The sequence below is a fragment of the Streptomyces sp. MBT53 genome (assembly GCF_016654115.1).
In the GTDB taxonomy this organism is placed as follows: Bacteria; Actinomycetota; Actinomycetes; order Streptomycetales; family Streptomycetaceae; genus Streptomyces.
Window position 1 is genome coordinate 1 of record NZ_JAEQAZ010000027.1, and the last position, 23,578, is coordinate 23,578.

Genomic DNA, 23,578 nt, shown 5'->3' on the forward strand with positions numbered 1-23,578 from the left:
GGCAAGGACCTCTCGGCCAGCGAGGCCGTCCTCGAACTCGTCGTCGCCGGCTACGGAGTCTCGTACGCCGTGCTGCTCGTCCTCGGCGGCCGGCTCGGCGACCTGTTCGGGCGCCGTCGGCTCTTCCTGGGCGGGATGGCCGCGTTCGGCGTGACCTCGCTGGCCTGCGGGCTCGCGCCGACCGCCTGGACGCTGGTCGCCGCGCGGATCGCGCAGGGCGCGGCCTCCGCCGCGATGCTCCCGCAGGTGCTCGCGACCATCCAGGCCGCGACCCAGGGCCCGCGCCGCGCCAAGGCGATGGGCCTGTACGGCGCGACGGCCGGCCTCGCCATGGTGGCCGGGCAGATCCTCGGCGGGGTCCTGGTCGCCGCCGACATCTGGGGCACCGGCTGGCGCGCGGTGTTCCTAGTGAACGTGCCGGTGGTCGTCGTAGGACTGTTCCTGGCCGCCAAGGTCGTACCGGAGACGCGTTCGCAGCACCCGGAGCCGGTGGACGTGCCCGGCACCTTCCTGCTGGCCGCGTCGCTGCTGGCGCTGCTGGTGCCGCTGACCGAGGGCCGGGCGGCGGGCTGGCCGCTGTGGACGTGGCTGTCGCTGGCCGCGTTCCCGGGGATCGTGTCCGCGTTCTACGCGGTGGAGCGCCGGGCGGACCGGCAGGGCCGTACGCCGCTGGTGCCGCCGAGCCTGCTGGCGCTGACCTCGCTGCGGCGCGGGCTGACGATCATCCTGCCGCTGTCGATCGGCTTCTCCGGGTTCATGTTCGTGATCGCGGTGGGGCTGCAGCGCGGCGCCGACCTGGGCCCGGTCGCGGCCGGCCTGGCGCTGGCCCCGATGGCCGTGGCCTTCTTCCTCGTCTCGCTGGCCGGGCCGCGTCTGGTGACCCGGTACGGCACCCGGGTCGTGGCGGTGGGGTCGGTCGTGCAGGGGGTGGGCGTGGGCCTGATCGTGCTGGCCGCGTGGCGCTCCTGGCCGGACCTGGGCTTTGTCGAGCTGCTGCCGGCGTGATGGTGACCACCCAGCAGTCGGCGCTGGCGCTGGGCGTGGCCACCCTCGGCACGCTGTTCCTGTCGCTGATCCCGGGCATGGGCATGCGGGACGCGCTGGTGACCACGCTGCTGGTGCAGCTGGCGGGTGTGGTGCTGACCGGGCTGCTCAGCCTGCGGCTGCCGCGCACGATCGGCTGACCGCGGGACGAACAGTGGGATGACATGTTCACAGCTTGGACAACTCGCCGTGAATTGTGCCCCGTTGATGTTGGTCTTGCTGCACACTCCTTGCCGGAGACTCCTGAGCGGAGGCGAGGCGCATGTTGCAGATCAACACGAGCAAGGTGAGCCGCTGGGACCAGCACGGGCGGGAACATGTCGTCCGCGTGCAGCGCAAGGGCGCGCAGCGCATGATCGTGTGCGACACCTGCGGCTGGAAGAAGAGCGCGCAGTTCCTGCCGTGGCTGAAGGCGGAGGAGCATCTGGCGGAGGAGCACCAGGCGACGGTGGATCCGTCCGGCGGCTGAGCGGGCAGCGATGAGTTCGCGGGGCGGGGGGAGTCGTATCCGGCGTGTGCGGCACGACCGTATGCGAGATGACCGTATGCGAGATGACCGTATGCGATACGACTCCCCGGACCGGAAGGCCGACCGATGAACTCTCTCCACGACACCCTGCGGCGATCCGTCGACGACGGCACCGTGCCGGGGGCGGTGGGCCTGGTGGCCCGTGGCGACGACGTCGAGGTGGTGGCCGTCGGCTCCGCCGACGTCGAGGGCACCGCGCCGATGGCCCGCGACTCGATCTTCCGGATCGCGTCGATCACCAAGCCGATCACGGCGGCGGCGCTGCTGACGCTGGTGGACGAGGGCCGGATCGGGCTCGACGACCCGGTGGCCGAGTGGCTGCCGGAGCTGGCGAAGCCGATGGTGGTCCGCACACCCACGAGCCCCGTCGACGACGTCGTGGCGGCCGAACGCCCGGTCACCGTCGAGGACTTGCTCAGCTTCCGCACCGGCTGGGGACTCCCCTCCGACTTCGGACTGCCCGCCGCGCAGTCCCTGTTCGCGATCCAGGACCACAGCCGCCCCTTCGGCGACTGGCCGGACCCGGACACCTGGCTCGGCCAACTCGCCCAGGTGCCGATGCTGCACCAGCCGGGCGAGGCCTGGCTCTACGGCACCTCGTCCGCCCTCCAGGGCATCCTGGCCGCCCGGGTGTCGGGCCGCGCTTTCCCCGACCTCCTGGCGGAGCGGTTCTTCGAACCGCTGGGCATGAGGGACACCGGCTTCGAGGTACCGGCCTCGAAACGCGACCGCTTCACCTCGTCCTACGCCCCGGCCGAGGACGGCACCCTGCGCCTCACGGACACCCCGGACGGCGACTACAGCCGCGTCCCGCGCTTCCCCTCGGGCGGCGGGGCCCTGGTCTCCACGGCCGACGACTGGCTGGCGTTCGCCCGCATGCTGCTGGCCGGCGGGCAGGGACTCCTCTCCCCCACTTCAGTGAGCCGCATGACCACGAACCACCTCACGGCCGCCCAGCGCGAGGCCGCGACCCTCTTCCTGGAGGGCCAGGGCTGGGGCTACGGCGGCCAGGTCGACGTAGACGCGATCGACCCGTGGAACGTCCCCGGCCGCTACGGCTGGATCGGCGGCACCGGCACCACGGCCCACATCGTCCCGCCGACGGACACGGTCACGATCCTGCTGACCCAGGTGGCGATGACGGGCCCGACACCGATGCGGCTGATGCGGGAGTTCTGGGAGTGCACGGCCTGAAGGCCGTCAGCCGCGCAACCCGCGCAGCAGCAGTTCCACCATCGCCTCGAACTCCGCCTCCACGCCCGGCTTCAGCCACTCCCGCGCGTAGGACGGGTCGTGGAAGCGGCCCGTGGCCTGGAAGACGGTGCGGGCGGCGACGGCCGGGTCGGAGACCGTGAAGACTCCGGCGTCGACGCCCGCCCGGACGATCTCGGTGAGCTGGCCGGTCAGCTCGTCGATGTGCGCGCCGACGACGTCGACCGCGTCCTCCGCGAGCACCGAGTACGTGGCGAACAGCTCGGGATCGCCGCCCGCCTTCTGCCGCTTGGCCTCGAACAGCCCCGCGAGCCAGGCCCGCAGCCGGTCCTCCGGGCCGCGGTCCTCCGCCACGAAACCCGCCAGCGTCGACGCCGTACGGTCCAGCCAGCGCTTGGTGACCGCCTCGCGCAGCGCCGCCTTCGTCCCGAAGTGCCGGTAGACGGTGCCGTGGCTGACGCCGAGCGCGCGGGCCACGTCCACCACGGTCGCCTTCGCGGGGCCGTGGCGGCGCAGCACCTCCTCGGTCACTTCGAGGATGCGCTCGGCGGTCAGGGTCTCGCTCGCTGCCATGGGGAAGACCGTACCCGCAGGCCGGATGCGGATCAGTGCTCGCTGTCGAGGTGCGCCATCGCCGCGGCCGGGTAGCGCTCGCCGAGCGCCGAGTCCGCCGGTACGGCCGCCTCGATCGCGGCCAGGTCGGCCGCGTCCAGTACGACGTCCAGCGCGCCCAGCGACTCGGTCAGGCGCTCCGGGGTCCGCGCGCCGATCAGCGGCACGATGTCCTCGCCCCGGGACAGCACCCAGGCCGTGGCGAGCTGCGCGACGGTGACGCCCTTCTGTTCGGCGAGCTTCCGCAGCTGCTCGACCAGGCCGAGGTTGTGCTGGAGGTTGTCGCCCTGGAAGCGCGGCGAGTACGTCCGGTAGTCGCTCGCGCCGAGCTGCCGGTCGGCGGCGAAGTGCCCGGAGATCAGACCGCGGGACAGCACGCCGTACGCGGTGACGGAGATGCCCAGTTCACGGGTGGCCGGCAGAATGCGGTCCTCGATGCCCCGGGTGATCAGCGAGTACTCCAGCTGCACGTCCGCGATGGGCGCTACGGCGGCGGCCCGGCGGATCGTGTCGGCGCCCGCCTCGCTGAGGCCGATGTGCCGGACGTAGCCCTGCTCGACCAGTTCGGCGATCGCGCCGACCGTCTCCTCGATCGGTACGTCGGGGTCGACCCGGGCGATCCGGTACACGTCGATGTGGTCGACGCCGAGGCGCTGGAGGGAGTAGGCGGCGAAGTTCTTCACGGCGGCGGGCCGGCCGTCGTACCCGTTCCAGGCACCGTCCGCACCGCGCAGCGCCCCGAACTTCACGCTGGTGAGCGCCTGTTCGCGGCGGGCGGCGGGGGCGGCGCGCAGGGCCTCGCCGATCAGCATCTCGTTGTGGCCCATGGTGTAGAAGTCGCCGGTGTCGAGCAGGGTGACGCCCGCTTCGAGGGCGGCGTGGATGGTCGCGATGGCCTCGGTCCGGTCGGCCTCGGCGTAGGCGGAGGACATGGCCATGCAGCCGAGGCCGAGGGCGGAGACCCGGGGGCCGGTGGTGCCGAGCGAGCGTGTGGGGATCGGGGGGGTCGTGGGGATCGTCATGCGGACCACCTTGGCATGACAACTGACAGATTTCAATATCTGTCATTCCAACTCTCACTTTTACTGCCGCCGGAGTGGTCCATACCTCTTGACGAAAGGTCTGGACCACGCGCACTCTCATGCCAGCACTGTCATGCCTACGACACCTCACCGCACCCCCACCGGGAGGCCCCGTATGCTCCGCCGCCTGCTCACCGCCGCCCTGACCGCGGCCGCCCTCGTCGTCCCCCTCGGGATCGCCACCGCACCCACCGCCTCCGCGGCCGACACCTGCGCCGTCAAGTCCCGCCCGGCCGGCAAGGTTCTCCAGGGCTACTGGGAGAACTGGGACGGCTCGTCCAACGGCGTCCACCCGCCCTTCGGCTGGACCCCGATCACCAACTCCGCGATCGCCACGCACGGTTACAACGTGATCAACGCGGCCTTCCCGGTGATCCGTTCCGACGGAACGGCTCTCTGGGAGGACGGCATGGACGCCGGGGTGAAGGTGGCCACGCCCGCCGAGATGTGCGCGGCGAAGGCGTCGGGCCAGACGATCCTGATGTCGATCGGCGGCGCGGCCGCGGGCATCGACCTCAGCTCGACCACCGTGGCGAACAAGTTCGTCTCGACGATCGTCCCGATCCTGAAGAAGTACAACTTCGACGGCATAGACATCGACATCGAGACCGGCCTGGTCGGCAGTGGAAACATCGGCCAACTCTCGACATCCCAGGCCAACTTGATCCGCATCATCGACGGCATCCTCGCCCAGATGCCGTCCAACTTCGGCCTGACGATGGCCCCGGAGACCGCGTACGTCACCGGCGGCAGCATCACGTACGGCTCGATCTGGGGCGCGTACCTGCCGATCGTCAAGAAGTACGCGGACAACGGCCGCCTGTGGTGGCTCAACATGCAGTACTACAACGGCAGCCTGTACGGCTGCTCCGGCGACTCGTACTCGGCCGGCACGGTCGCGGGCTTCACCGCCCAGACCGACTGCCTCAACAAGGGCCTCGTCGTGCAGGGTACGACGATCAAGGTCCCGTACGACAAGCAAGTACCTGGCCTGCCCGCCCAGTCGGGCGCCGGCGGCGGCTACATGACCCCGTCCCTGGTCTCCCAGGCCTGGCGGCACTACGGCACGTATCTCAAGGGCCTGATGACCTGGTCGCTGAACTGGGACGGCTCGAAGAACTGGACGTTCGGCGACAACGTGAAGGCGCTGCAAGGGCGTTGAGACCCCCATGCGAAAGGCCGGACGAGCCACTCGGCTCGTCCGGCCTTTCGTTTGAACGGAGTTGAGGCTAGGCGCCGATCAGGCGACCCGCGAGGTAGCCCTCGATCTGGTCCAGCGACACGCGCTCCTGCTTCATGGAGTCGCGCTCGCGGACCGTCACCGCGTTGTCCTCAAGGGTGTCGAAGTCGACCGTCACGCAGTACGGCGTGCCGATCTCGTCCTGGCGGCGGTAGCGGCGGCCGATGGCGCCGGCGTCGTCGAACTCGATGTTCCAGTTCTGCCGCAGCGCCTGGGCGAGGCCCTTGGCCTTCGGGGACAGCTCGGGGTTGCGGGACAGCGGGAGCACCGCGACCTTCACCGGGGCCAGGCGGTGGTCGAGGCGCAGCACCGTGCGCTTCTCCAACTTGCCCTTGGCGTTGGGGGCTTCGTCCTCGACGTAGGCGTCGAGCAGGAACGCCAGCATCGCGCGGCCGACACCGGCGGCGGGCTCGATGACGTAGGGCGTCCAGCGCTCCTGGGCCTCCTGGTCGTAGTAGACGAGGTCCTGGCCGGAGGCCTTGGAGTGCGCGGTGAGGTCGTAGTCGGTGCGGTTGGCGACGCCCTCCAACTCACCCCACTCGTTGCCGCCGAACTGGAAGCGGTACTCGATGTCGGCGGTGCGCTTGGAGTAGTGGGAGAGCTTCTCCTTGGGGTGGTCGTACCACCGCATGTTCTCCTCGCGCATGCCCAGGCCGGTGTACCAGTTCCAGCGCTGCTCCATCCAGTACTCCTGCCACTTCTCGTCCTCGCCCGGCTTGACGAAGAACTCCATCTCCATCTGCTCGAACTCGCGGGTGCGGAAGATGAAGTTGCCGGGCGTGATCTCGTTGCGGAAGGACTTGCCCATCTGCGCGATGCCGAACGGCGGCTTCTTGCGCGAAGCGACGTGCACCTGGGCGAAGTTGGTGAAGATGCCCTGGGCGGTCTCGGGGCGCAGGTAGGCGATGGAGCCGGTGTCCTGCGTCGGGCCCAGGTGGGTGGAGAGCAGGCCCGAGAACTCCTTGGGCTCGGTGAACTGGCCCTTGTTGCCGCAGTTGGGGCAGTTGATGTCGGCAAGGCCGTTCTGGGGGGCGCGGCCGTGCTTGGCCTCGTACGCCTCCTCCAGGTGGTCCGCGCGGAACCGCTTGTGACAGGAGGTGCACTCGGTCAGCGGGTCCGAGAAGGTGGCGACATGGCCGGAGGCGACCCACACCTCGGGGGCCAGGATCACGGACGAGTCGATACCGACCACGTCCTCGCGCGACGTCACCATGTAGCGCCACCACTGGCGCTTCAGGTTCTCCTTGAGCTCGACACCCAGGGGTCCGTAGTCCCAGGCGGCCTTCTGGCCACCGTAGATCTCACTACTGGGGAATACGAAGCCACGGCGCTTGCTCAGGCTGACGATGGTGTCGATCTTGTCGGCGGCCACGATGCTCTCTTCATGACGAATGGACGGCGGCGAATGACTTAGGTTACCGGCGCCTCCTACCTCCGTATCAAATCGGTTCCGTACTCGAACCTTGTTGACAACGGTTTCCATCTCAGTTGAAAATGACTGTCATGAACGTACGACGACGCCACATATCCGGGATCGCGATAGCCGCGGCCACCGCCCTCGGCCTCGGGACCCTCTCGGCCTGCTCCGACAGCGCGGCGGCAGCCCAGACCGACAAGTTCGACGTCGTCGCGTCGTTCTACCCGATGCAGTACCTCGCCGAGCAGATCGGCGGGAGCCACGTCCACGTCACCAGCCTCACCAAGCCCGGCCAGGAGCCGCACGACCTGGAGATCAGCGCGCAGCAGACCGCCGCGCTGGGCGAGTCCGACGCCGTGCTCTACCTCAAGAACCTCCAGCCCGCCGTCGACGACGCGGTGAGCCAGTCCGGGCCCAGGACGAAGATCGACGCCGCCTCCCTGACCACGCTGGAGAAGCACGGCAACGAGGTCGGCGGCCACGCGGCCTCCCACGACACCTCGAAGAACGAGGAACTGGCCGGCCTCGACCCGCACATCTGGCTCGACCCGGTGCGCTACGCCCAGGTCGCCGCGGGCGTCGGCAAGGCCTTCGAGAAGGCCGACCCCGACAACGCGGCCGACTACAAGGCCAACACCGCGGCCCTGGTCGAGAAGCTGAACGCGCTCAACACGGAGTTCAAGGCCGGGCTGGCGAACACGAAGACCAAGGTGTTCATCACCACCCACGCCGCCTTCGGCTACCTCGCCGAGCGCTACGGCCTCACCGAGGAGGCCATCAACGGCCTCGACCCCGAGTCGGAGCCCAGTGCCGAGCGGGTCAAGGACCTTGAGAAGATGGCCAAGGCCGACGGCGTCACCACCGTGTTCTACGAGACGCTCGTCAGCGACAAGACCGCGAAGACCGTCGCCGCCGACGCGCATCTGAAGACCGACGTCCTCGACCCCATCGAGGGCATCACGAAGAAGTCCCGCGGCACGGACTACTTCTCGGTCCAGCGGGCCAACCTCAAGGCGCTGCAGACCGCGCTGGGAACCAAGTGACCGTTACGGAGGACGTCATGGGCGAGCCCGTCATATCGCTGCGCGGAGTCCGCGCCGAGCTGGGCTCGCGCCCCGTCCTGCGCGGCATCGACCTCACCGTGCACCGCGGTGAGGTCGTCGCGCTGCTCGGCGCCAACGGCTCCGGCAAGTCGACCGCGATCCGCACGATCATCGGCCAAGTCCCCCTCAGCGAGGGCGAGATCGAGCTGTTCGGCACGGACCGGGCCCGCTTCCGGGACTGGCGGCGTGTGGGGTACGTACCGCAGCGCACCACGGCCGCGGGCGGAGTGCCCGCCACGGTCACCGAGATCGTCACCTCCGGCCGCCTCTCCCGCACCCGCTTCGGCCTGCTGCGCAAGGCGGACCACGCGGCCGTACGGCACGCCCTGGAGCTGGTCGGCATGGCCGACCGTGCCAAGGACTCGGTGAACGCGCTGTCCGGCGGCCAGCACCAGCGGGTGCTGATCGCCCGCGCGCTCGCCGCCGAACCCGAACTGCTGATCATGGACGAGCCGATGGCGGGCGTCGACCTGGCCAGCCAGCAGGTGCTCGCGGACACCCTGTCCCGCCAAGTCGCCGAGGGCACAACGGTGTTGCTCGTGCTCCACGAACTCGGCCCGCTGGAGCCCCTGATCGACCGCGCGGTCGTCCTGCGCGACGGCTGCGTGCAGCACGACGGCCCGCCGCCGCGCGCGCTGGGCCAGCACGCGCTGCCCGGCCACGACCACGTACACCCGCACGAGCCGCTCCACACAGGACTGCTGAGCTGATGGACTTCCTGAACTACGCCTTCATGCAGCGGGCCCTGCTCGCCGCCGTCCTGGTCGGCATCACCGCCCCCGCCGTCGGCATCTACCTCGTCATGCGCCGCCAGGCCCTCATGGGCGACGGCATCGGCCACGTCGCCATGACGGGCGTGGGCCTCGGCTTCCTCCTGAACACCTCCCCGGTCTGGATGGCCACCGGGGTCTCCGTGCTCGGCGCGATCCTCATGGAACTGATCCGCTGGTACGGCAAGACCCGCGGCGACATCGCCCTCGCGATGCTCTTCTACGGCGGTATGGCCGGCGGCGTGATGTTCATCAACCTCGCGCCCACGGGCTCCAACGCGAACCTCACGTCGTACCTCTTCGGATCGCTGTCGACGGTCTCGCAGTCCGACGTGACCGCGATCTGTCTGCTCGCCGCCTTCGTGGTGGTCGTCACGCTGGGGCTGCGCAGGCAGCTGTTCGCGGTCAGCCAGGACGAGGAGTTCGCGCGGGTCACCGGGCTGCCGGTGCGCGCGCTGAACCTGCTGACGGCCGTCACGGCGGCCGTCACGGTGACCGTCGCGATGCGGGTCGTCGGACTGCTGCTGGTGTCCGCGCTGATGGTGGTCCCGGTGGCCGCCGCCCAGCAGCTGAGCCGGAGCTTCGCCGCGACCTTCGTGATCGCGGTGGCGATCGGCGTGAGCGTGACCATCGGCGGCACGGTCACCTCGTACTACCAGAACGTCCCGCCCGGCGCGACGATCGTGCTCCTGACCATCGGCACATTCATCGCGCTCACCGCCCTCGCGACCCCGCTCGCCCGCCGCCGGGCCCGGGCGGCGGCCGCCGCGCGGCCCGCCGGAGACCCGGTGGAGTGCGTGATTCCAGCCACCCGGGGGGCCGCCGACGAGGTCGGCGTCTGACCAAGCACAGTCCGGGCTGGCACAATGGCCCGGCAAAGTGCAGACGTGAGGAGGCAACGGTGACGACGGCCGGCCCGCCCGTGAAGGGACGATCCACCCGCCAGCGTGCCGCCGTGTCGGCGGCGCTCAACGAGGTGGACGAGTTCCGCAGCGCCCAGGAACTGCACGACATGCTCAAGCACAAGGGCGACTCGGTCGGCCTGACCACGGTCTACCGCACGCTCCAGTCCCTCGCCGACGCCGGCGAGGTGGACGTCCTGCGCACCGACGAGGGCGAGTCCGTCTACCGCCGCTGCTCCAGCGGCGATCACCACCACCACCTCGTCTGCCGCGTCTGCGGCAAGGCGGTCGAGGTCGAGGGCCCGGCCGTCGAGAAGTGGGCGGAGGCGATCGCGGCGGAACACGGCTATGTGAACGTGGCCCACACGGTGGAGATCTTCGGCACGTGCGCGGAGTGCGCGGCGGCGGCCGGATAGGCCCTGCGGCCTAGACCCGGCTGAGGTGGGCGTCGAGGATCTCTCGCAGCCGGTCCGCGTCGGCGGGGTCCCGCAGGCCGCGCTTGGGCAGCATCGTGAAGTTGGCGGCGTTCTTCTCAGGGCTGAACATGTAGAAGCCGTCCGCCGTCTCCCGGTAGCGGGGCTGCACGGTCCACTGGAGCGAGGTGGACGAGTCGTCGCCGGCCACGGTGACCCCGACGTCCGTCACGGTGACCCGGATCACGCCCCGCTGCTGGGCGAGGCGCTGGAACTGGCGGGCTTGGATCCGGGGCATGAACACCACCAGCAACACCACGGCGCACGCGCCGGCGATCATGGGGATCGGTATCGACTCGCCCTTGTTCAGTGAGGTCACGGTCGCCATGGCGATGCAGAAGACCCCGATCACCAGCAGCCAGCGCTGTCTTCGCGTCGACGGGAGGACGCTTCTGCGCGCTCTCAGCGCCGCCGCGAAGTCCTCGACGACCGGCCGGAACTCCAGCTCGACCACTCGCCCTGTCACGTCATCCCGCCCCATGTCCATGAGGCGGGATCGTAGCCGTAGTGTCTAGCCCTCCTCGGGCCGCCCCCGCATCGCCGCTTCCATCGCGAGCAGCTTCTCGTTCGGTACCGCGCCGCCGAACCGCCGGTCCCGCTGGGCGAATTCGACGCAGGCGCGCCACAGGTCACGGCGGTCGAAGTCCGGCCACAGCACGTCCTGGAAAACCAGCTCGGCGTAAGCGCTCTGCCAGAGAAGGAAGTTGGAGGTGCGCTGCTCGCCGCTGGGGCGCAGGAACAGGTCCACGTCCGGCATGTCCGGGTAGTACAGGTACTTCGCGAGGGTCTTCTCGTTGACCTTCGACGGGTCGAGCTTGCCGGCCTTCACGTCCTCCGCCAACGCCCGTGCGGCGTCGCCGATTTCGGCCTGGCCGCCGTAGTTCATGCAGAAGTACAGCGTGAGCGCGTCGTTGTTCTTGGTCTGCTCCTGAGCGATCTGGAGCTCTTTCGCCACCGACCGCCACAGCTTGGGCATACGCCCCACCCACCGCACCCGGATGCCGAGTTCGTCGAGGGTGTCGCGGGTCTTGCGGATGAAGTCGCGGTTGAAGTTCATCAGGAAGCGCACCTCGTCGGGCGAGCGCTTCCAGTTCTCGGTGGAGAAGGCGTACAGCGAGATCGCGCCGACGCCCATCTCGACGCCGCCCTGCAACACGTCCAACACCCGCTCGGCGCCGACCTTGTGGCCCTCCGTGCGCGGCAGCCCGCGCTGCTTCGCCCACCGCCCGTTCCCGTCCATGACGATCGCCACGTGCTTCGGAATCAGCTCACCCGGCAGCTTCGGCGCGGTGGCCCCCGACGGGTGCGGCTCCGGCGCCCTGTACTCACGCCGCTGGCGCCCCAGGATCCCGCGTACAACCATGACGTTCCCGTCTCCCTCTACGACCTCTATGACTTACGACGACCTACGACGACCTACGACTTCTCCACGTACCGCAGCGAGCGCAGCCCGCGTTCCAGATGCCAGTGCAGATAGGCGGAGACCAGCCCGCTCCCCTCCCGCACATGCCGTGCCTCGCACGCGTCCGCCGTCTCCCAGTCTCCCGTGAGCAGCGCACCGAGCAGTTCGAGGGCCTGCGGTGAGGGTACGACGCTCCCGGCCGGCCGGCAGTCCGCGCAGACGACGCCGCCGGACGCCACGGAGAAGAACCGGTTGGGTCCGGCCATGCCGCACTTCGCACAGTCTCCGAAGCTCGGGGCGTACCCGTTGACGGCGAGCGACCGCAGCAGGAACGCGTCGAGAATCAGATGCGGCGCGTGCTCCCCGCCGGCGAGCGTCCGCAACCCGCCCACCAGCAGCAGATACTGCTGTACGGCGGGTTCGCCCTCGTGGTCGGCGAACCGCTCCGCCGTCTCCAGCATCGCCGTACCGGCGGTGTAGCGGGCGTAGTCGCTCACGATCCCGCCACCGTACGGAGCGATCGTCTCACTCTGGGTGCACAACGGCAGCCCGCGGCCGATCAGTTCGCTCCCCCGCGCGAAGAACTGGACGTCCACATGCGAGAAGGGCTCCAGCCTGGCCCCGAACTTCGACTTGGTCCGCCGCACCCCGCGCGCCACCGCGCGTACCCGCCCGTGCCCCCGCGTGAGCAGCGTGATGATCCGGTCCGCCTCACCGAGTTTCTGGGTGCGCAGGACAATGCCGTCGTCCCGGAAGAGACTCATCGGGCACCCCCGCGGGTTTTCTGCCGGGGGTACGGGGGTCGGCCCCCGGGAGACTGCAGCATGATCCGGTCCGCCTCGCCCAGCTTCTGGGTGCGCAGCACGATGCCGTCGTCGCGGAACAGACTCATGGCTCCCATTGTCCCCTACGGCCCAGCGGCCCTACGACGTTCCCGGGCACCAGTGCCTCAAGGCACCTCGCCGCGGCTGCGGGCGTTCGCGTACGCGGTCGCCGCGCTGAGCCGCTCGGCCGGGGTCGCGTCGCGCACGGCGGCCGGTTCGGCGTCCCACTCCCGTCCGCCGCCGTACGGCCGCAGCTGGACGTAGGGTCCCTCGTGGCCCATGACGATGCCCACTCTCCCGGTCCGGGTGTCCACGGCGACCGATCCGACAGTCGGCTTCATCGCACTCCTCGCACCCGAACAACTCCGGCGACCAACGGCACCGACCACGATTCCCTCAAGGTGTCCTCCGCCTCCGAGCAGTGTGCCCACACCTGGCTCCCCTCCCCTTCCGGGTTTCACGCTTCTCCTCTCCGGGGTGCCTTGCTCCGCCTACACTCGGCAGGAGTCTGTCGACGGGGTGTCACCTAGTTCACGGACACAAGTCCCGCCTCATAGGCGAGGATCACCAGCTGGACCCGGTCGCGCGCGTCCAACTTGGTGAAGAGCCGGGTGAGATAGGTCTTCACGGTGGCGACGGTGATGCACAGCTCGGCCGCGATCTCCGTGTTGGACAGCCCCGAGCCGACCAGGGTCAGCACCTCGCGTTCCCGCTCCGTGACGCCCCTCAACTCGCGGCGGGCGGTGGCCTGTTCGGGGCGGGACGAGGCGAAGTGCCGGATCAGGCGCCGGGTCACGCTCGGGGCGATCAGGGCGTCCCCGGCGGCCACCACGCGGACCGCGCCGATGATGTCGTCCAGGGCCATGTCCTTGACCAGGAACCCGGACGCGCCGGCGCGCAGCGCGCCGTAGACGTAGTCGTCGTCGTCGAAGGTGGTGAGGACGAGGACCCGGGCCGCCGCCGAGTTCTCCGCCGGATCGGTGGTGATGCCGCGGGTGGCCTCGATGCCGTCCATCCCGGGCATGCGGATGTCCATCACCACGACGTCCGGGGCGAGTTCGGCCGTGAGCCGTACCGCCTCGGCGCCGGTGCTCGCCTCGCCGACGACCTCCATGTCGTCGAGGTCGGCCATCACCATGCGCAGTGCCGTGCGGATGAGTTGCTGGTCGTCGGCGAGGAGCACGCGGACGGGGCCGTTCATCGGGCCGCCGTCGCCGGTGCGGGCAGGCGGGCCGCGACCCGGAAGCCGCCCTCGGGACGCGGTGCGGCCGTGAACTCCCCGTGCAGCAGCGCCACTCGCTCGCGCATACCGGCCAGCCCGAAGCCGGTGCCGGTGCCGGTTTCGTGGCCTCGTCCGTCGTCCGTGACCTCCAGGGCGAGTTCGTCGGCGCGGTAGTCGAGGGTGACCCGGCAGGCGCGGGTGCCCGCGTGCCGTACGACGTTGGTGACGGACTCCTGGACGATGCGGAAGGCCGACAGGTCGATGTCGGGCGGGAGTTGACGCGGTTCACCGCGGCGGCGCACCTCGACCCGTACCCCGGCCGCCGTGGTCGTGGCGGCGAGGCGGTCGAGGTCGCCGAGGCCCGCGGCCGCGACGGGCGGCTCGCTGTCGGCCGCCCGCAGCGCGACCAGCATGCGGCGCAGCCCGGCCAGCGTCTCCCGGCCCTCGTGCTCCACCGCCCGCATCGCCTCCCGGGCGGCCTCCGGCTGGGTGGTGGTGACCCGGGCCGCCGCACCCGCCTGGAGGGCGATGATGCCGATGCTGTGGGCCACGGTGTCGTGCATCTCCCGGGCGATCCGCAGGCGTTCGGCGGTGACGGCCTGGGTCGCGGCCTGGGTGGTGAGCCGCTCGGCGTAGACGCGGTTCTGCCGGACGGAGTTGCCGATCAGCCAGGCGACGACGGCCGTGAGGACGAGCACCGACCAGCTCTGCCAGTCGCCCCGGCCGTTGTCATAGGCGGCGAGGAGGGGGCGGCCGAGACCGGTCCGGGTGAGTTGGTGGGCGGGCAGGACGGCGATCGCCAGGGCGAGGGCGGTGAGGCTTCGGCGGCGGTCGGCGGTCGTGGCGATCCAGCCGACAGCGATGTCGATCGCCGCGTAGTGGACCAGGCCCACGGTCAGCCCGTTCAGGCCCAGCGTCACGGCGTACGTCCCCGCGAGCAGCAGCCCCAACGCCGGCAGCGGGCGGCGGCGCAGCAGCGCGCATCCGGCCGGGGCGAGGACACTGCCCGACGCGATGAGCACCCAGCCGTCCGGCGTGGGCGGGAAGGGATCGGTCGGCATGAGGGGGAGGTGGAAGAAGGCCCGGATCGCGAACAGCGTGCCGTAGATCCAGGGCACGGCCGTCCAGGCGACCGGCGGCACGCGCTTGAGCAGAGGCCGGGTCGGTGTGGCGGGCATACCGCGATCGTAGGAGCGCGGGAGGGCCCCGGTCATCGGCCCGGAGACGTACGACCACGGTCGACATGGTGTGGGTGGTGGTCATGGTTGTCGCAGTGGATCGGCGGGGCGGGTGACCGTCCCGCCGCCGTCCGCCGCCGGGTCCGGTGCGCTGTCGGGGGTCGGTTCCGTCGCCTCCCACAGGACGTCGAAGCGGTTGACGCGTTCCTCCACGTGTTCGCGGGTCATCTTCAGGGTCGTCTTGGCCGGCATGACGTGGATGTCGGGCTCGGTCTCGTAGGAGAGTTCGCCGTCGAAGATGATGAAGTCGTTCAGCGAGTTCATCTGGGCGGTGGGTTCCAGCAGGGTCCGGACCGCGATCCGCGCGTCGATCCCGAACTTGCGGTGCCGCTCGCAGAGTTCGCGGAGGTCGCGGGTGACCTCCGACTCCTCGTCGACGAGGAACACGCGCCGGATCTGCACCCGCCGTGACTTGATGGCCGTCTCCTGGGCGGCCAGATAGCGCCGCGCGGGCTCGCTCGACCAGAAGTCGCGGTCCACGGACGTACTGGTGGCGTAGAGCGTCCGTTTGACGCACCTGGTGAGATCGATCAGCCACTCGTGGTTCTCACCGGGGCAGTCCGCCGTACGGTTGCCGAGGTTCTCCATCAGCAGCGCGAGCCGGCCCAACTCCTCCTCGGCGAAGGCCTTCACGATGTCCGCGCCCTGCTCGCCGACCTTCGTGTAGCCCAGCACCAGCCGGGTCACCTCGTCCGAGCGCAGCACGGAGCCGTCGACCTTGCTGTACAGCTCCGTCGCGGCGTTGATCTTCGCGAAGCTCTCGTCGACCGCCGCCCGCATCTCCACATGATGGGCGGACAGGCTGTCCCGCATGTCCCGGATGCGGCGCTTCTGGCTCTCCTGGACGGCCTCAAGACGCTCACCGAAGTCCACCAGCAGCTGCACGATCAGTGTCGCGCTGCCGAGGACGATGGACATCGTCCACTGCCACAGGGCGCCGTTGTCCTCGTTCAGGACGTTGGTCACGAAGAAGGCGGCGCCGCCCGCTAATATCGCGAACAGCGTCTTGAGGAACAGTTTCGATCTGCGCTGGTCCTGGCCCTGTTGCGGTACGGACCGTAGCCCGCCTGCTCCTGTTGTCGTCGCTCCGTTCATGTCGAGCCTCCCCCGTCGGAAATGCGGTACGTGCCGCCCCGTCAGCTTGTGCTCAGTGCCTGGTGCAGCAACGGAATGGCCTGTATGGCCAGTTGGTCCCGGATACGCTGGCGAAGGTTCTCCCACTGGCGACTGAAGCCCGGTTCCCGCTCCAGTACGTCCCAGAGGTGACCCAGCGTGCGGTCCACGTGCGCGCGCGGCATCCACAGATGCAGCAGATGATCGACGGCCGGGCGCAGGGCCAGGACCGCCGCGGGCCCGTCCGCCGCTCCGAGCCTGCTGTGCTCCAGCATGTGGACGACGGTCGTCAAAAGCCAGTCGTGCAGCGCGAGGTCTTCGCACAGCCCGGCGACCGCGGCGGCCGGTACGTTCTCCGGCACGCGCAGTTCGACGGTCCGCAGTCCGTCCTCGGCGAGCGTGAAGCGGTCCAGCGAGGGGCCGCCGTTCTCGGGCGCCTGCCGCGCGGCCCAACGCAGGTGTGTGCGGCGGGACTTGAAGGGTGCCTTGTGGTCGAGGAGCGGATGCCGCACGAGCTGCGCCAGCAGTTCCTCGGCGATCGCCCCCAGGTCCAGTTCGCCGCGTCCGGCACCACGGAGCACACCGTCCGCGGTGGCCTGTACGGGCAGTTTCCCGAACGGCTCGACCATCCCGGGCCGTACCAGGTAGTGCCCCCAGGGACGGCGTACGTCGGGGCCCTCGGCGGGGGCGCCGAAGTAGGCGGTGGCCTGCAGGACGCGGCCCTCGGTGAGCGCCGCGCGGGCGGTGACCGTGCCGACGGCCCGGACCTTGGCGCCGTTCGCGGTGGGCAGCCGGCAGTCCACTCCGGTCAGGATCTCGGGCGAGAGGGCGTACAGGTTGGGCCGCTCGGAGACCCGGACGTGTTCGTCGGCGCGCAGCCGCAGCAGTTGGGCGGCGGCCCGGCCGTCGAGGGACTGGAAGGACGGCAGCAGACAGGTGCGCACCTCACCGCAGGCGAGGACCGGACGCGCCGGCCTGCCGAGTGCCGTCATGTCATGTCCCTTCGGGTAAGGGGGAGTTGGAGTGGGTGGGCTCCTCGTAGAAGACGTAGGTCGCGCGCTGTGCCACCGCCTCCGGCACCTCGATGCCCTCGCTCCTGGACCGTTCGGCGACCTGTTCGAGCGCGCCGGAGTCGACGTCCACCTGGTCGAGGATGAGCCGTACGGCGTCCTCCACGGCGAGGAACCGGTTCGGCATCAGCGTGCAGGTGCGGTAGGCGCTGAACGCGACCCGGGAGTCGCTGAGTTTGAGCAGCGGCGGCAGCCGGTCCCAGTCACGGGGGAAGTCCCCGCCTGTCCAGGGCCGCGGGGTCAGCACGGGCTCGCCCAGGTGCCGTAGCAGGCCCAGGCGGGCCAACTGCCATACGGCGGCCAGGAACGGGCAGGACCAGAGCCGGCCGTCGTCCGTCTTGGACCACAACTCGACGTCCATGAAGACCGAGTGGTTGCGGGCCGCGGTCTCCTGCGGCGGCTGCCAGGCGGTGATCTCGGCGAGGGCGCTGCGGGTGGGGGCGGTGCGCCGGCCGTTGGCGAGCCAGCCGGTCTGGCCGACGGGGGGCCGGGAGCCGTGGCTGCCCGGCGGCGGCGACTCCACCAGGCGGTGCATGACGGACTCGGCCGGCTCGATCCGGTCGGCGACCGCGCACCCCGACTCGCGGGCGAGGTAGTCGATGACGAGCCCGGCCTTCGCTGCCTCTTCGAGGACCAGCGGGATGAGTTCGGCGGGGGTGGAGAAGCGGGTGAAGTAGTCGTCGATCAGGAAACAGGTGCTGACGCGGGGGCGTTTGCCGCCGATCCGGCGGGCCGCGGAGGCGCGGGCGGCGTCCACCCAGATCCGTACCTCGGCGAAGTGCTCGCGCAGCCGCTCGGGGCCCGCCTCGAAGTCCTCCATGTAGAGGTGGCCCAGCTCCAGTGAGAGATGGGCCAGGGGCACGGACTGGGTACGCGGGTCCGCGGTGGTCTCCCGGAACACGGCCTCGGTCACGCCTGCTCCCAGTGCTTGTCGTCGGTGAGCCGCCCGGCCAGGTCGCTCAGCGCCTGCCAGGTCTCCATGGTGGCGATCTGGCTGTCGAGCACGTCCTCGTCGGTGATCAGCTGCTCGCGCCACTGCAGGACCGGTTCCAGCGGAATGGAGCCGAGGACCTGGCTGTAGCCGATGCCGTGGTGCGAGGCCAGCTGCTTCAGTTCGAGGTCGCACTGCTCCATCCACGCCGACTGGGTGGGGGTGGCCTGCGACCACAGCGCCGACTCGGGATCGGGTACGGCGGCCCGGACGAAGCGGATGGCGCCGCGCAGCGTGTCCTCGTCGTGCCCGCGGGCGACCCCGCCGGCGACGATGCCGCGCTTGCCGAAGACCAGGCTCGCCGCGGCCTCCACATGCTGGCGGGTCCAGCGGTGGAAGACCAGCCAGCGGGCCTCGACACCGCTCAACTCCCGCTGTGCGGTGGCCGCCAGCGCCATGTCGACGGCGTAGCTGCGGCCGGCGCTGAGGTCGACGACGATCAGGTCGAACTCGCCGTTGAGGCGCAGCAGCAGGTCCACGCAGCGGCGCAGATTGTCCCCGGTGGTGGCGAACTCGCCGCCGCTGAGGTCACCGGGCATCAGGATCAGCCGGCCGGCTCCGGGCGGCTGGTTGCGCAGCACCCGGTGTTCGGTGTCGGCCCAGACGTCGATCCTGACCGGTTCACTGATCTCGCCGATCAGATACGAGTGCAGCCCGCGGTCCTCGGCGGCCTGGCGGGCGTCGGGCACGTCGAAGACCGCAGAGGCGGTGGGCGAGCCGAAGTCGAAGTCCAGGTAGCAGACGTCGTCGCCGGTCAGCGCCCGCTGGTAGGCGAGGTTGGCGCTGGTCACGGAGCGGCCGGTGCCGCCCTTGTCGGAGGCCGCGAAGATCAGCACGGTTCACACTCCCTGGACCGCGGCGGCGCGGGCCCGGGCGAGTGCGTCGAGCTGGCCGAGCACTTCGAGCGTCAACGCGTAGGCGGTGCCGGGCTGTTCGTCGATCAGGTCGCGGGCGCGGCGTAACTTGACCTCGATTCCCCTGAGTTGCATACCGCGTTTTCCGTCGGAGTTCGGCGCGGGGGCCATCTGCTCGTTGCCGAGGAGGTGGGTGGACTCGGAGAGCAACGCCTTTGCCAGTTCGGTGAGTTCGAGGCTGCGGATCGGGGGCTGCGCGTACATGCTGTGGACCTGGACCATCACCTCGGTGACCCGCTCGGTGATGCTCCAGGACACCGGCCCCTCGGTGAGGGAGGTGCCCGGGTAGGCGGCGTGCACGTTGTCCCAGAGTCCGGAGCCCTCGCCCTCGCCCATGCGGCGCCGCCACACATGGCCGAAGATGTCCTCGGCCAGCCTCAGCAGCCGGTCGTGCGCGGAGAGGTTGCGGGAGAGCGTGCACAACTGGACGGTCCGCTTGAGGAGTTGGGCCGAGAAGTCGCTCATCGTCCAGTTCATCGGCGGACCGATGGTGCCGCCGCCCTGCAACGGCAGGGTGACTCCCGGGCTGTGCAGCTGGATCATGGGGTCGTCGCGGGTCATCCGGCTGGTGATACGGCCGCGTTCGGCGAGGCGCTCCATGACGGTGACCGTGCGGGTCAGGTCGTCGTCGGTGGCCCGGCGGCGCATCAGGTCGTGCACGAGGATGGCCGCGACGGAGAGGGAGAAGTACTCGGACTCCAGCCGCTGTCCCGTCGTACGCCAGGGGATGTCCTCCAGCGGCCAGCGCTCGCGGTCGAAGCGGGCGATGCGCGACCAGTACTGCTGGGTGATCTCCCAGCGCAGCCGCAGCGCCTCGGCGAGCTTCTGCTGCTCGGCGTTGAGGAGGCCGAGCGTCAGGGTGCGGTCGGAGAACAGGTCCTGGATGCCGTCGAGGGCGACCACGGTGAAGTACAGGTACGGCACCGGGTTGGCGACGCCGACGGGCTGTGCCCCGATGTCCTCGTCGGTCTCCACCTCGGGCGCGTCCCGGACCAGGCTCCAGGCCCAGCCGCACTCGAAGAGCTGGCTCTCGTCCTTGAGTGCCTCCTGCACGTCGACGCCGAGGATGAAGCTCTCGATGATGGCGGCGCGCAGCGGCCTGAACCGCTTCTGGAAGTTCTCCAGCACCTGACGCTGCGACAGCCGTCCCTGGCCGAGGAGTTCGCAGAGTGTCTGGCCCTGGGAGGACTCGGTGTCGTAGATGTTGACCGTGAACGAGCGCAGCAGGCTCACCATGGCGGCGGTGAGCCGGTTGCTGGTCGCGGCCTTCAGTTCCCTGATCGTCTCCTGCATGTCGGAGCGGCGGGTCTTGGACTCGTAGACCTTGAGGAAGCCGAGCAGTGCCAGGCAGAGCGTGATGGACATGGAGAACGAGTCCGTGACGCCGAGTTGGCGCTGTTCCTCGGTGAGGTCCTTCTCCGTGTCCCGGGACTGGAAGTAGTAACCGCCCGCGAACGTGGGCCGCTTGTCGTCCCTGTGGGTGTGCATGAACTCGGCGGCGGCCGTCACGAGGTTGGCCGGGATGTCCTGCCGTCCGCCCGCCTTCTTCAGCGACTGCTGGACGTCGCTCTGGGTGGTGTCGGGGTCGTCCAGCCGGAACGACGGCAGTTCGGTCGCCGGGTACAGCAGACAGAGCAGGCGCTCGGCGTCGGCGACGCTGCTCTCCCCGCCCCATTTGCCCCACGCCCACGCGCCGTCCTCGAAGGAGTGGCGGGCGACCGCCTGCCAGATGTCCAGCAGATGCTGGCGCGGCTTGATCTGCATTCCATGCCCCTCACACAGACCGCACTGCCATCAGTCGAGGAATGTCCCTCTTCTGTTGTGACGACTCACCGATCATTTTCGATCGGCCCGATCGGCCCGGTCGCTTCGATCAGCCGACCGGAACATGTGCGTCCGAATTCCCGCGCCAGCCATAGGAGAGGATCATTCCGGAATATCCGTCACGTACCCGGTCCTTGGCTTCGAGCCGGTGCACCTCAAAGTCATCCGCGAATGGTTCGAGACTCGCACGCACCTCCGATTCTCCCACGTCGCACGCCGGAAAGAAGTTCTTTCCCGTGTAATAACCCTTCGAATGTTCCATGAAAGCTGCGGCGAAGGGTGCCTCTGGGGCCAGTGCGCGCATGAAGCAGGCGACACCCAGGGTGAACTCCTCGTAGGAAGTGGTCATCGACTCGGCGACGAAGAACATCGTCCCGGCGGACCGCGGGGGGCCGAACCGCTCAAGATCGAAGATGTTGCCCTGCTCGACCTTGACGACCTTGCGGAATTGCTGACGCGGGTCGATGGGGAACTCGCCGTAGGCCTTGTGCTCGCCCAGGACACGCCAGAACTGGTCCCAGTTCGGGCGGTAGTTGTCGAGCTGGCCCCGGAGGTACTTCACGTTCGCGGGCGAGCGCTCGACGAGCGTGACCTCGTCGCACCACGGCATCAGGGCGAACGCGGGGTAGAGATTGGCACCCGCGCCCACGTCGATACCCGAAACCGGGCCGACGTCCTGCTTCCGGAAATGACCGCCGAAATGATCCCGGATGATATGCAGGATCTCCTCGTCCTCCGGCTGCAGGTAGCGGTAGTTGTGCTCGACGTAAGCCGTCGAGTCGAATGCTTCCCAGGAGACGTCAGCATTCATCACCTGGGTGTCCCCCGAAGATCTCGCGCTCATTTACTCACGGTACCAACACCCAAGACTCGTTGCGGCGATATCGCGCCATCGCAGACCGGCCACCGGGGGCGCACAGGGGGCGCATCGTCGCGAATGTATTCTTGCGACCAGAATCGGCCTTGAACTGCCGGATTACCCCGCCCAAGATGTTCGGAAACCAGTCGAAGATGCCGGAAATATAGAGAGATCAAACCCGCACCACTCGTACGAGTGTCGCGGCACCCACGTGACCCGCTCCCCCCAGGAGGCAGCATGACGGTTTTTCCGGAGGAACGTTCCTCTTCCCTGGGCCGCCGCGCTGACCAGGCGTTCCTGGCCGACCGCGGCGACCGGCACCTGACCCTGAGAGGCATCACCGAGGCCGATCTCCCCGAACTCCTCCGCGTCGACAGGGAGGCCTTCCCCGAGGAGCCGTACCCCGTCTTCGTGGTCCGTCAGCTCTACGACATCCACGGCGACCGCATCCTCGTCCTCGACGACGGCGAGGCGCTGCTGGGCTACATCCTGTTCGTGAACACCTCGGACGGCTATGTGAGTTGGATCATGAGCCTGGCCGTCACACCCCACCAGCAGGGCCACGGGCTGGGCCGGCGCCTGATGGTCGAGGCCCTGCGCCGACTGCGCGCGGAACACGTCCACCAGGTGCGCCTGACGGTGGAACCGACCAACGCGGCGGCGATCATGCTGTACCGCTCACTCGGGTTCTCCTCCGAGGAGGGCGTCCAGCGGGACTACTTCGGGCCGGACGAGCACCGCCTCCTCATGACCCTCGCCCTGTGACCGCGGCGCCGCGCCGACGAGGTCTCAGGCGGCGAAGCCGTCGACCGCCCCGGCGATGTCGTCCCCGGTCAGAGGCTGCTGCATGTCGCTGAGCAGCCGTGCCAGGGCGGGCAGTGCGGTCCCCTGGCCGGCGAGGGCCACGCTCACGTAGTCCCGGTCCGGGACCAGGACCATGGCGGCCCGGTAGCCGGGCAGCCGTCCGTTGAGATACATCTGGCCAGACCGTCCCAGGGCCCAGCCGAGCCCGTATGTCATGGGGTCGTCGGACCGGGTGCGCGGACGGCCGATCTCCGCCAGGAGAGCCCGGTCGGCCAGCAGGCCCTCGCCGACGGCCAGGAGGTCCGACACCGACGACCACAGGCCCCCGCTGGGCCGGCGGGTGCGCGGATAGCCGGACAGCGGGAGTTCCGTCGTGCCGTTCCATCCGGTGACGGACGCCGCCGGGGTGTCGAAACCTGTCCGCGTGAGGCCCCAGGGGTCGAGGAGGTTTCCCCGCAACGCGCTCTCGAAGGTCGTGCCGCTCAGGGCCGCGAGGAGCGAGCCGGCCAGGAAGTAGTTGCCGTTGTAGTAGGACCACCGCTCGCCCGGCTCCCGCTCGTTCCCGGCCCGGACCACGAGCCGGGCGGCTTCCAGGAGCGCGCCGTCCCCGTCGCCCAGGGCCGTCACGGTTGCCGCGTCCACCGATTCGCGCAGGCCGGAGACCTGTCCCAGGATCTGCTCGACGGTGAGGCTCTCGTCGGCCCGCCAGTCCGGCGCGAGGCCGGGAAGCAGTTCGACGACGGGTGTGGCCAACGGGACGCCCTTGTCCCGCAACGTGCGGACCAGCGCCGCGGAGGTGAGGACCTTCGTCAGCGACGCGATACGGAAACACGACTCCGCCGTCACCGCGACCGGCCCTCGTGCGTGCGCCCGCCACCGATGAACCTGCCGCTACCGCCGGGACATCACGAAGACTCGTCTGCTCCGCCATCA

General features: G+C 69.7%; 24 protein-coding genes and 2 pseudogenes. 9 read left to right on the forward strand and 17 right to left on the reverse strand.

Annotation, left to right across the window (positions count from 1 at the left end; all coding sequences use genetic code 11):
• The 3 genes and pseudogenes from JHN45_RS12455 to JHN45_RS12465 all read left to right on the forward strand — a co-directional run.
• Positions 1-1,184: pseudogene (locus JHN45_RS12455) on the forward strand (MFS transporter); the annotation flags it as partial.
• Between the two features lie 122 nt (positions 1,185-1,306).
• The gene (locus tag JHN45_RS12460) at positions 1,307-1,513 is read left to right on the forward strand and encodes a hypothetical protein (protein ID WP_200710779.1); all 207 of its coding nucleotides are present in this window, start codon (positions 1,307-1,309) and stop codon (positions 1,511-1,513) included.
• A 126-nt stretch (positions 1,514-1,639) separates the two neighbouring features.
• A complete protein-coding gene (locus tag JHN45_RS12465) occupies positions 1,640-2,767 on the forward strand; it encodes a serine hydrolase (protein WP_201049075.1) in 1,128 nt (375 codons plus the stop codon).
• A 6-nt stretch (positions 2,768-2,773) separates the two neighbouring features.
• Here the strand turns inward: JHN45_RS12465 and JHN45_RS12470 are convergent, their stop codons facing one another.
• On the reverse strand, positions 2,774-3,358 hold the full coding sequence (locus JHN45_RS12470; protein WP_200710777.1) for a TetR family transcriptional regulator: 585 nt from the start codon (positions 3,356-3,358) through the stop codon (positions 2,774-2,776).
• A gap of 32 nt (positions 3,359-3,390) precedes the next feature.
• Positions 3,391-4,419: an aldo/keto reductase gene (locus JHN45_RS12475; protein ID WP_200710776.1), complete on the reverse strand. Its 1,029-nt coding sequence runs from the start codon at positions 4,417-4,419 to the stop codon at positions 3,391-3,393.
• A gap of 175 nt (positions 4,420-4,594) precedes the next feature.
• Here JHN45_RS12475 and JHN45_RS12480 point away from each other — a divergent pair, with 175 nt between their 5' ends.
• On the forward strand, positions 4,595-5,641 hold the full coding sequence (locus tag JHN45_RS12480) for a chitinase (RefSeq protein WP_201049076.1): 1,047 nt from the start codon (positions 4,595-4,597) through the stop codon (positions 5,639-5,641).
• A gap of 67 nt (positions 5,642-5,708) precedes the next feature.
• Here the strand turns inward: JHN45_RS12480 and JHN45_RS12485 are convergent, their stop codons facing one another.
• On the reverse strand, positions 5,709-7,091 hold the full coding sequence (locus JHN45_RS12485; protein WP_201049077.1) for a glycine--tRNA ligase: 1,383 nt from the start codon (positions 7,089-7,091) through the stop codon (positions 5,709-5,711).
• Between the two features lie 131 nt (positions 7,092-7,222).
• On the opposite strand from JHN45_RS12485, the gene JHN45_RS12490 reads away from it, so the two are divergent.
• Genes JHN45_RS12490 through JHN45_RS12505 form a run of 4 tightly spaced genes read left to right on the forward strand, consistent with a single transcriptional unit; the run spans position 7,223 to position 10,327 of the window.
• The gene (locus JHN45_RS12490; protein ID WP_200710773.1) at positions 7,223-8,179 is read left to right on the forward strand and encodes a metal ABC transporter substrate-binding protein; all 957 of its coding nucleotides are present in this window, start codon (positions 7,223-7,225) and stop codon (positions 8,177-8,179) included.
• A gap of 17 nt (positions 8,180-8,196) precedes the next feature.
• Positions 8,197-8,949, forward strand: a complete 753-nt coding sequence (locus JHN45_RS12495) for a metal ABC transporter ATP-binding protein (RefSeq protein WP_093626482.1) — start codon at positions 8,197-8,199, stop codon at positions 8,947-8,949.
• Positions 8,949-9,851 (forward strand): metal ABC transporter permease, encoded by a 903-nt coding sequence (locus JHN45_RS12500; RefSeq protein WP_200710772.1) that lies wholly within the window; start codon positions 8,949-8,951, stop codon positions 9,849-9,851. The genes JHN45_RS12495 and JHN45_RS12500 overlap by 1 nt, the downstream gene beginning before the upstream one ends.
• A gap of 59 nt (positions 9,852-9,910) precedes the next feature.
• Positions 9,911-10,327: a Fur family transcriptional regulator gene (locus tag JHN45_RS12505; RefSeq protein ID WP_200710771.1), complete on the forward strand. Its 417-nt coding sequence runs from the start codon at positions 9,911-9,913 to the stop codon at positions 10,325-10,327.
• A gap of 10 nt (positions 10,328-10,337) precedes the next feature.
• On the opposite strand, the gene JHN45_RS54360 is transcribed toward JHN45_RS12505, so the two are convergent.
• The 13 genes from JHN45_RS54360 to JHN45_RS12570 all read right to left on the reverse strand — a co-directional run bounded on the left by JHN45_RS54360 (position 10,338) and on the right by JHN45_RS12570 (position 21,826).
• Complete coding sequence (locus tag JHN45_RS54360; protein WP_201049078.1) at positions 10,338-10,850, reverse strand: YcxB family protein; 513 nt, start codon at positions 10,848-10,850, stop codon at positions 10,338-10,340.
• Between the two features lie 45 nt (positions 10,851-10,895).
• On the reverse strand, positions 10,896-11,747 hold the full coding sequence (locus tag JHN45_RS12515) for an isoprenyl transferase (RefSeq protein WP_200710769.1): 852 nt from the start codon (positions 11,745-11,747) through the stop codon (positions 10,896-10,898).
• Positions 11,748-11,800: 53 nt separating this feature from the next.
• Positions 11,801-12,550: a DNA repair protein RecO gene (gene recO, locus JHN45_RS12520; RefSeq protein ID WP_200710768.1), complete on the reverse strand. Its 750-nt coding sequence runs from the start codon at positions 12,548-12,550 to the stop codon at positions 11,801-11,803.
• Entirely contained in the window at positions 12,547-12,678 is a 132-nt protein-coding gene (locus JHN45_RS54365) for a hypothetical protein (RefSeq protein ID WP_307783093.1), read from the reverse strand. The genes recO and JHN45_RS54365 overlap by 4 nt, the downstream gene beginning before the upstream one ends.
• A gap of 57 nt (positions 12,679-12,735) precedes the next feature.
• Positions 12,736-12,951, reverse strand: a complete 216-nt coding sequence (locus JHN45_RS12530; protein ID WP_019074146.1) for a hypothetical protein — start codon at positions 12,949-12,951, stop codon at positions 12,736-12,738.
• Between the two features lie 185 nt (positions 12,952-13,136).
• On the reverse strand, positions 13,137-13,811 hold the full coding sequence (locus JHN45_RS12535) for a response regulator transcription factor (RefSeq protein WP_201049079.1): 675 nt from the start codon (positions 13,809-13,811) through the stop codon (positions 13,137-13,139).
• Positions 13,808-15,010, reverse strand: a complete 1,203-nt coding sequence (locus JHN45_RS12540) for a sensor histidine kinase (RefSeq protein WP_201049080.1) — start codon at positions 15,008-15,010, stop codon at positions 13,808-13,810. The genes JHN45_RS12535 and JHN45_RS12540 overlap by 4 nt, the downstream gene beginning before the upstream one ends.
• 81 nt (positions 15,011-15,091) lie before the next feature.
• Positions 15,092-16,165: a hypothetical protein gene (locus tag JHN45_RS12545; RefSeq protein ID WP_236583623.1), complete on the reverse strand. Its 1,074-nt coding sequence runs from the start codon at positions 16,163-16,165 to the stop codon at positions 15,092-15,094.
• Positions 16,166-16,206: 41 nt separating this feature from the next.
• On the reverse strand, positions 16,207-17,175 hold the full coding sequence (locus JHN45_RS12550) for an SCO2521 family protein (protein WP_201049081.1): 969 nt from the start codon (positions 17,173-17,175) through the stop codon (positions 16,207-16,209).
• 1 nt (position 17,176) lies between these two features.
• Positions 17,177-18,166 (reverse strand): SCO2522 family protein, encoded by a 990-nt coding sequence (locus JHN45_RS12555; RefSeq protein WP_201049082.1) that lies wholly within the window; start codon positions 18,164-18,166, stop codon positions 17,177-17,179.
• Positions 18,163-19,080, reverse strand: a complete 918-nt coding sequence (locus JHN45_RS12560; RefSeq protein WP_200710763.1) for an SCO2523 family variant P-loop protein — start codon at positions 19,078-19,080, stop codon at positions 18,163-18,165. The genes JHN45_RS12555 and JHN45_RS12560 overlap by 4 nt, the downstream gene beginning before the upstream one ends.
• 3 nt (positions 19,081-19,083) lie before the next feature.
• On the reverse strand, positions 19,084-20,922 hold the full coding sequence (locus JHN45_RS12565) for an SCO2524 family protein (protein ID WP_200710762.1): 1,839 nt from the start codon (positions 20,920-20,922) through the stop codon (positions 19,084-19,086).
• A 109-nt stretch (positions 20,923-21,031) separates the two neighbouring features.
• Positions 21,032-21,826: an SCO2525 family SAM-dependent methyltransferase gene (locus tag JHN45_RS12570; protein WP_236583624.1), complete on the reverse strand. Its 795-nt coding sequence runs from the start codon at positions 21,824-21,826 to the stop codon at positions 21,032-21,034.
• Positions 21,827-22,078: 252 nt separating this feature from the next.
• Here JHN45_RS12570 and JHN45_RS12575 point away from each other — a divergent pair, with 252 nt between their 5' ends.
• The gene (locus tag JHN45_RS12575) at positions 22,079-22,606 is read left to right on the forward strand and encodes a GNAT family N-acetyltransferase (RefSeq protein ID WP_200710761.1); all 528 of its coding nucleotides are present in this window, start codon (positions 22,079-22,081) and stop codon (positions 22,604-22,606) included.
• A gap of 24 nt (positions 22,607-22,630) precedes the next feature.
• Here JHN45_RS12575 and JHN45_RS12580 read toward each other — a convergent pair.
• Positions 22,631-23,512: pseudogene (locus JHN45_RS12580) on the reverse strand (serine hydrolase domain-containing protein); the annotation flags it as partial.
• Positions 23,513-23,578: the final 66 nt, after the last annotated feature.

Coding starts and splice junctions, on each gene's coding strand:
- JHN45_RS12460 (WP_200710779.1), top strand. CDS start 1,307: ATGTTGCAGATCAACACGAGCAAGGTGAGCCGCTGGGACCAGCACGGG.
- JHN45_RS12465 (WP_201049075.1), top strand. CDS start 1,640: ATGAACTCTCTCCACGACACCCTGCGGCGATCCGTCGACGACGGCACC.
- JHN45_RS12470 (WP_200710777.1), bottom strand. CDS start 3,358: ATGGCAGCGAGCGAGACCCTGACCGCCGAGCGCATCCTCGAAGTGACC.
- JHN45_RS12475 (WP_200710776.1), bottom strand. CDS start 4,419: ATGACGATCCCCACGACCCCCCCGATCCCCACACGCTCGCTCGGCACC.
- JHN45_RS12480 (WP_201049076.1), top strand. CDS start 4,595: ATGCTCCGCCGCCTGCTCACCGCCGCCCTGACCGCGGCCGCCCTCGTC.
- JHN45_RS12490 (WP_200710773.1), top strand. CDS start 7,223: ATGAACGTACGACGACGCCACATATCCGGGATCGCGATAGCCGCGGCC.
- JHN45_RS12495 (WP_093626482.1), top strand. CDS start 8,197: ATGGGCGAGCCCGTCATATCGCTGCGCGGAGTCCGCGCCGAGCTGGGC.
- JHN45_RS12500 (WP_200710772.1), top strand. CDS start 8,949: ATGGACTTCCTGAACTACGCCTTCATGCAGCGGGCCCTGCTCGCCGCC.
- JHN45_RS12515 (WP_200710769.1), bottom strand. CDS start 11,747: ATGGTTGTACGCGGGATCCTGGGGCGCCAGCGGCGTGAGTACAGGGCG.
- recO (WP_200710768.1), bottom strand. CDS start 12,550: ATGAGTCTCTTCCGGGACGACGGCATTGTCCTGCGCACCCAGAAACTC.
- JHN45_RS54365 (WP_307783093.1), bottom strand. CDS start 12,678: ATGAGTCTGTTCCGCGACGACGGCATCGTGCTGCGCACCCAGAAGCTG.
- JHN45_RS12530 (WP_019074146.1), bottom strand. CDS start 12,951: ATGAAGCCGACTGTCGGATCGGTCGCCGTGGACACCCGGACCGGGAGA.
- JHN45_RS12535 (WP_201049079.1), bottom strand. CDS start 13,811: ATGAACGGCCCCGTCCGCGTGCTCCTCGCCGACGACCAGCAACTCATC.
- JHN45_RS12540 (WP_201049080.1), bottom strand. CDS start 15,010: ATGCCCGCCACACCGACCCGGCCTCTGCTCAAGCGCGTGCCGCCGGTC.
- JHN45_RS12545 (WP_236583623.1), bottom strand. CDS start 16,165: ATGAACGGAGCGACGACAACAGGAGCAGGCGGGCTACGGTCCGTACCG.
- JHN45_RS12550 (WP_201049081.1), bottom strand. CDS start 17,175: ATGACGGCACTCGGCAGGCCGGCGCGTCCGGTCCTCGCCTGCGGTGAG.
- JHN45_RS12565 (WP_200710762.1), bottom strand. CDS start 20,922: ATGCAGATCAAGCCGCGCCAGCATCTGCTGGACATCTGGCAGGCGGTC.
- JHN45_RS12570 (WP_236583624.1), bottom strand. CDS start 21,826: ATGAGCGCGAGATCTTCGGGGGACACCCAGGTGATGAATGCTGACGTC.
- JHN45_RS12575 (WP_200710761.1), top strand. CDS start 22,079: ATGACGGTTTTTCCGGAGGAACGTTCCTCTTCCCTGGGCCGCCGCGCT.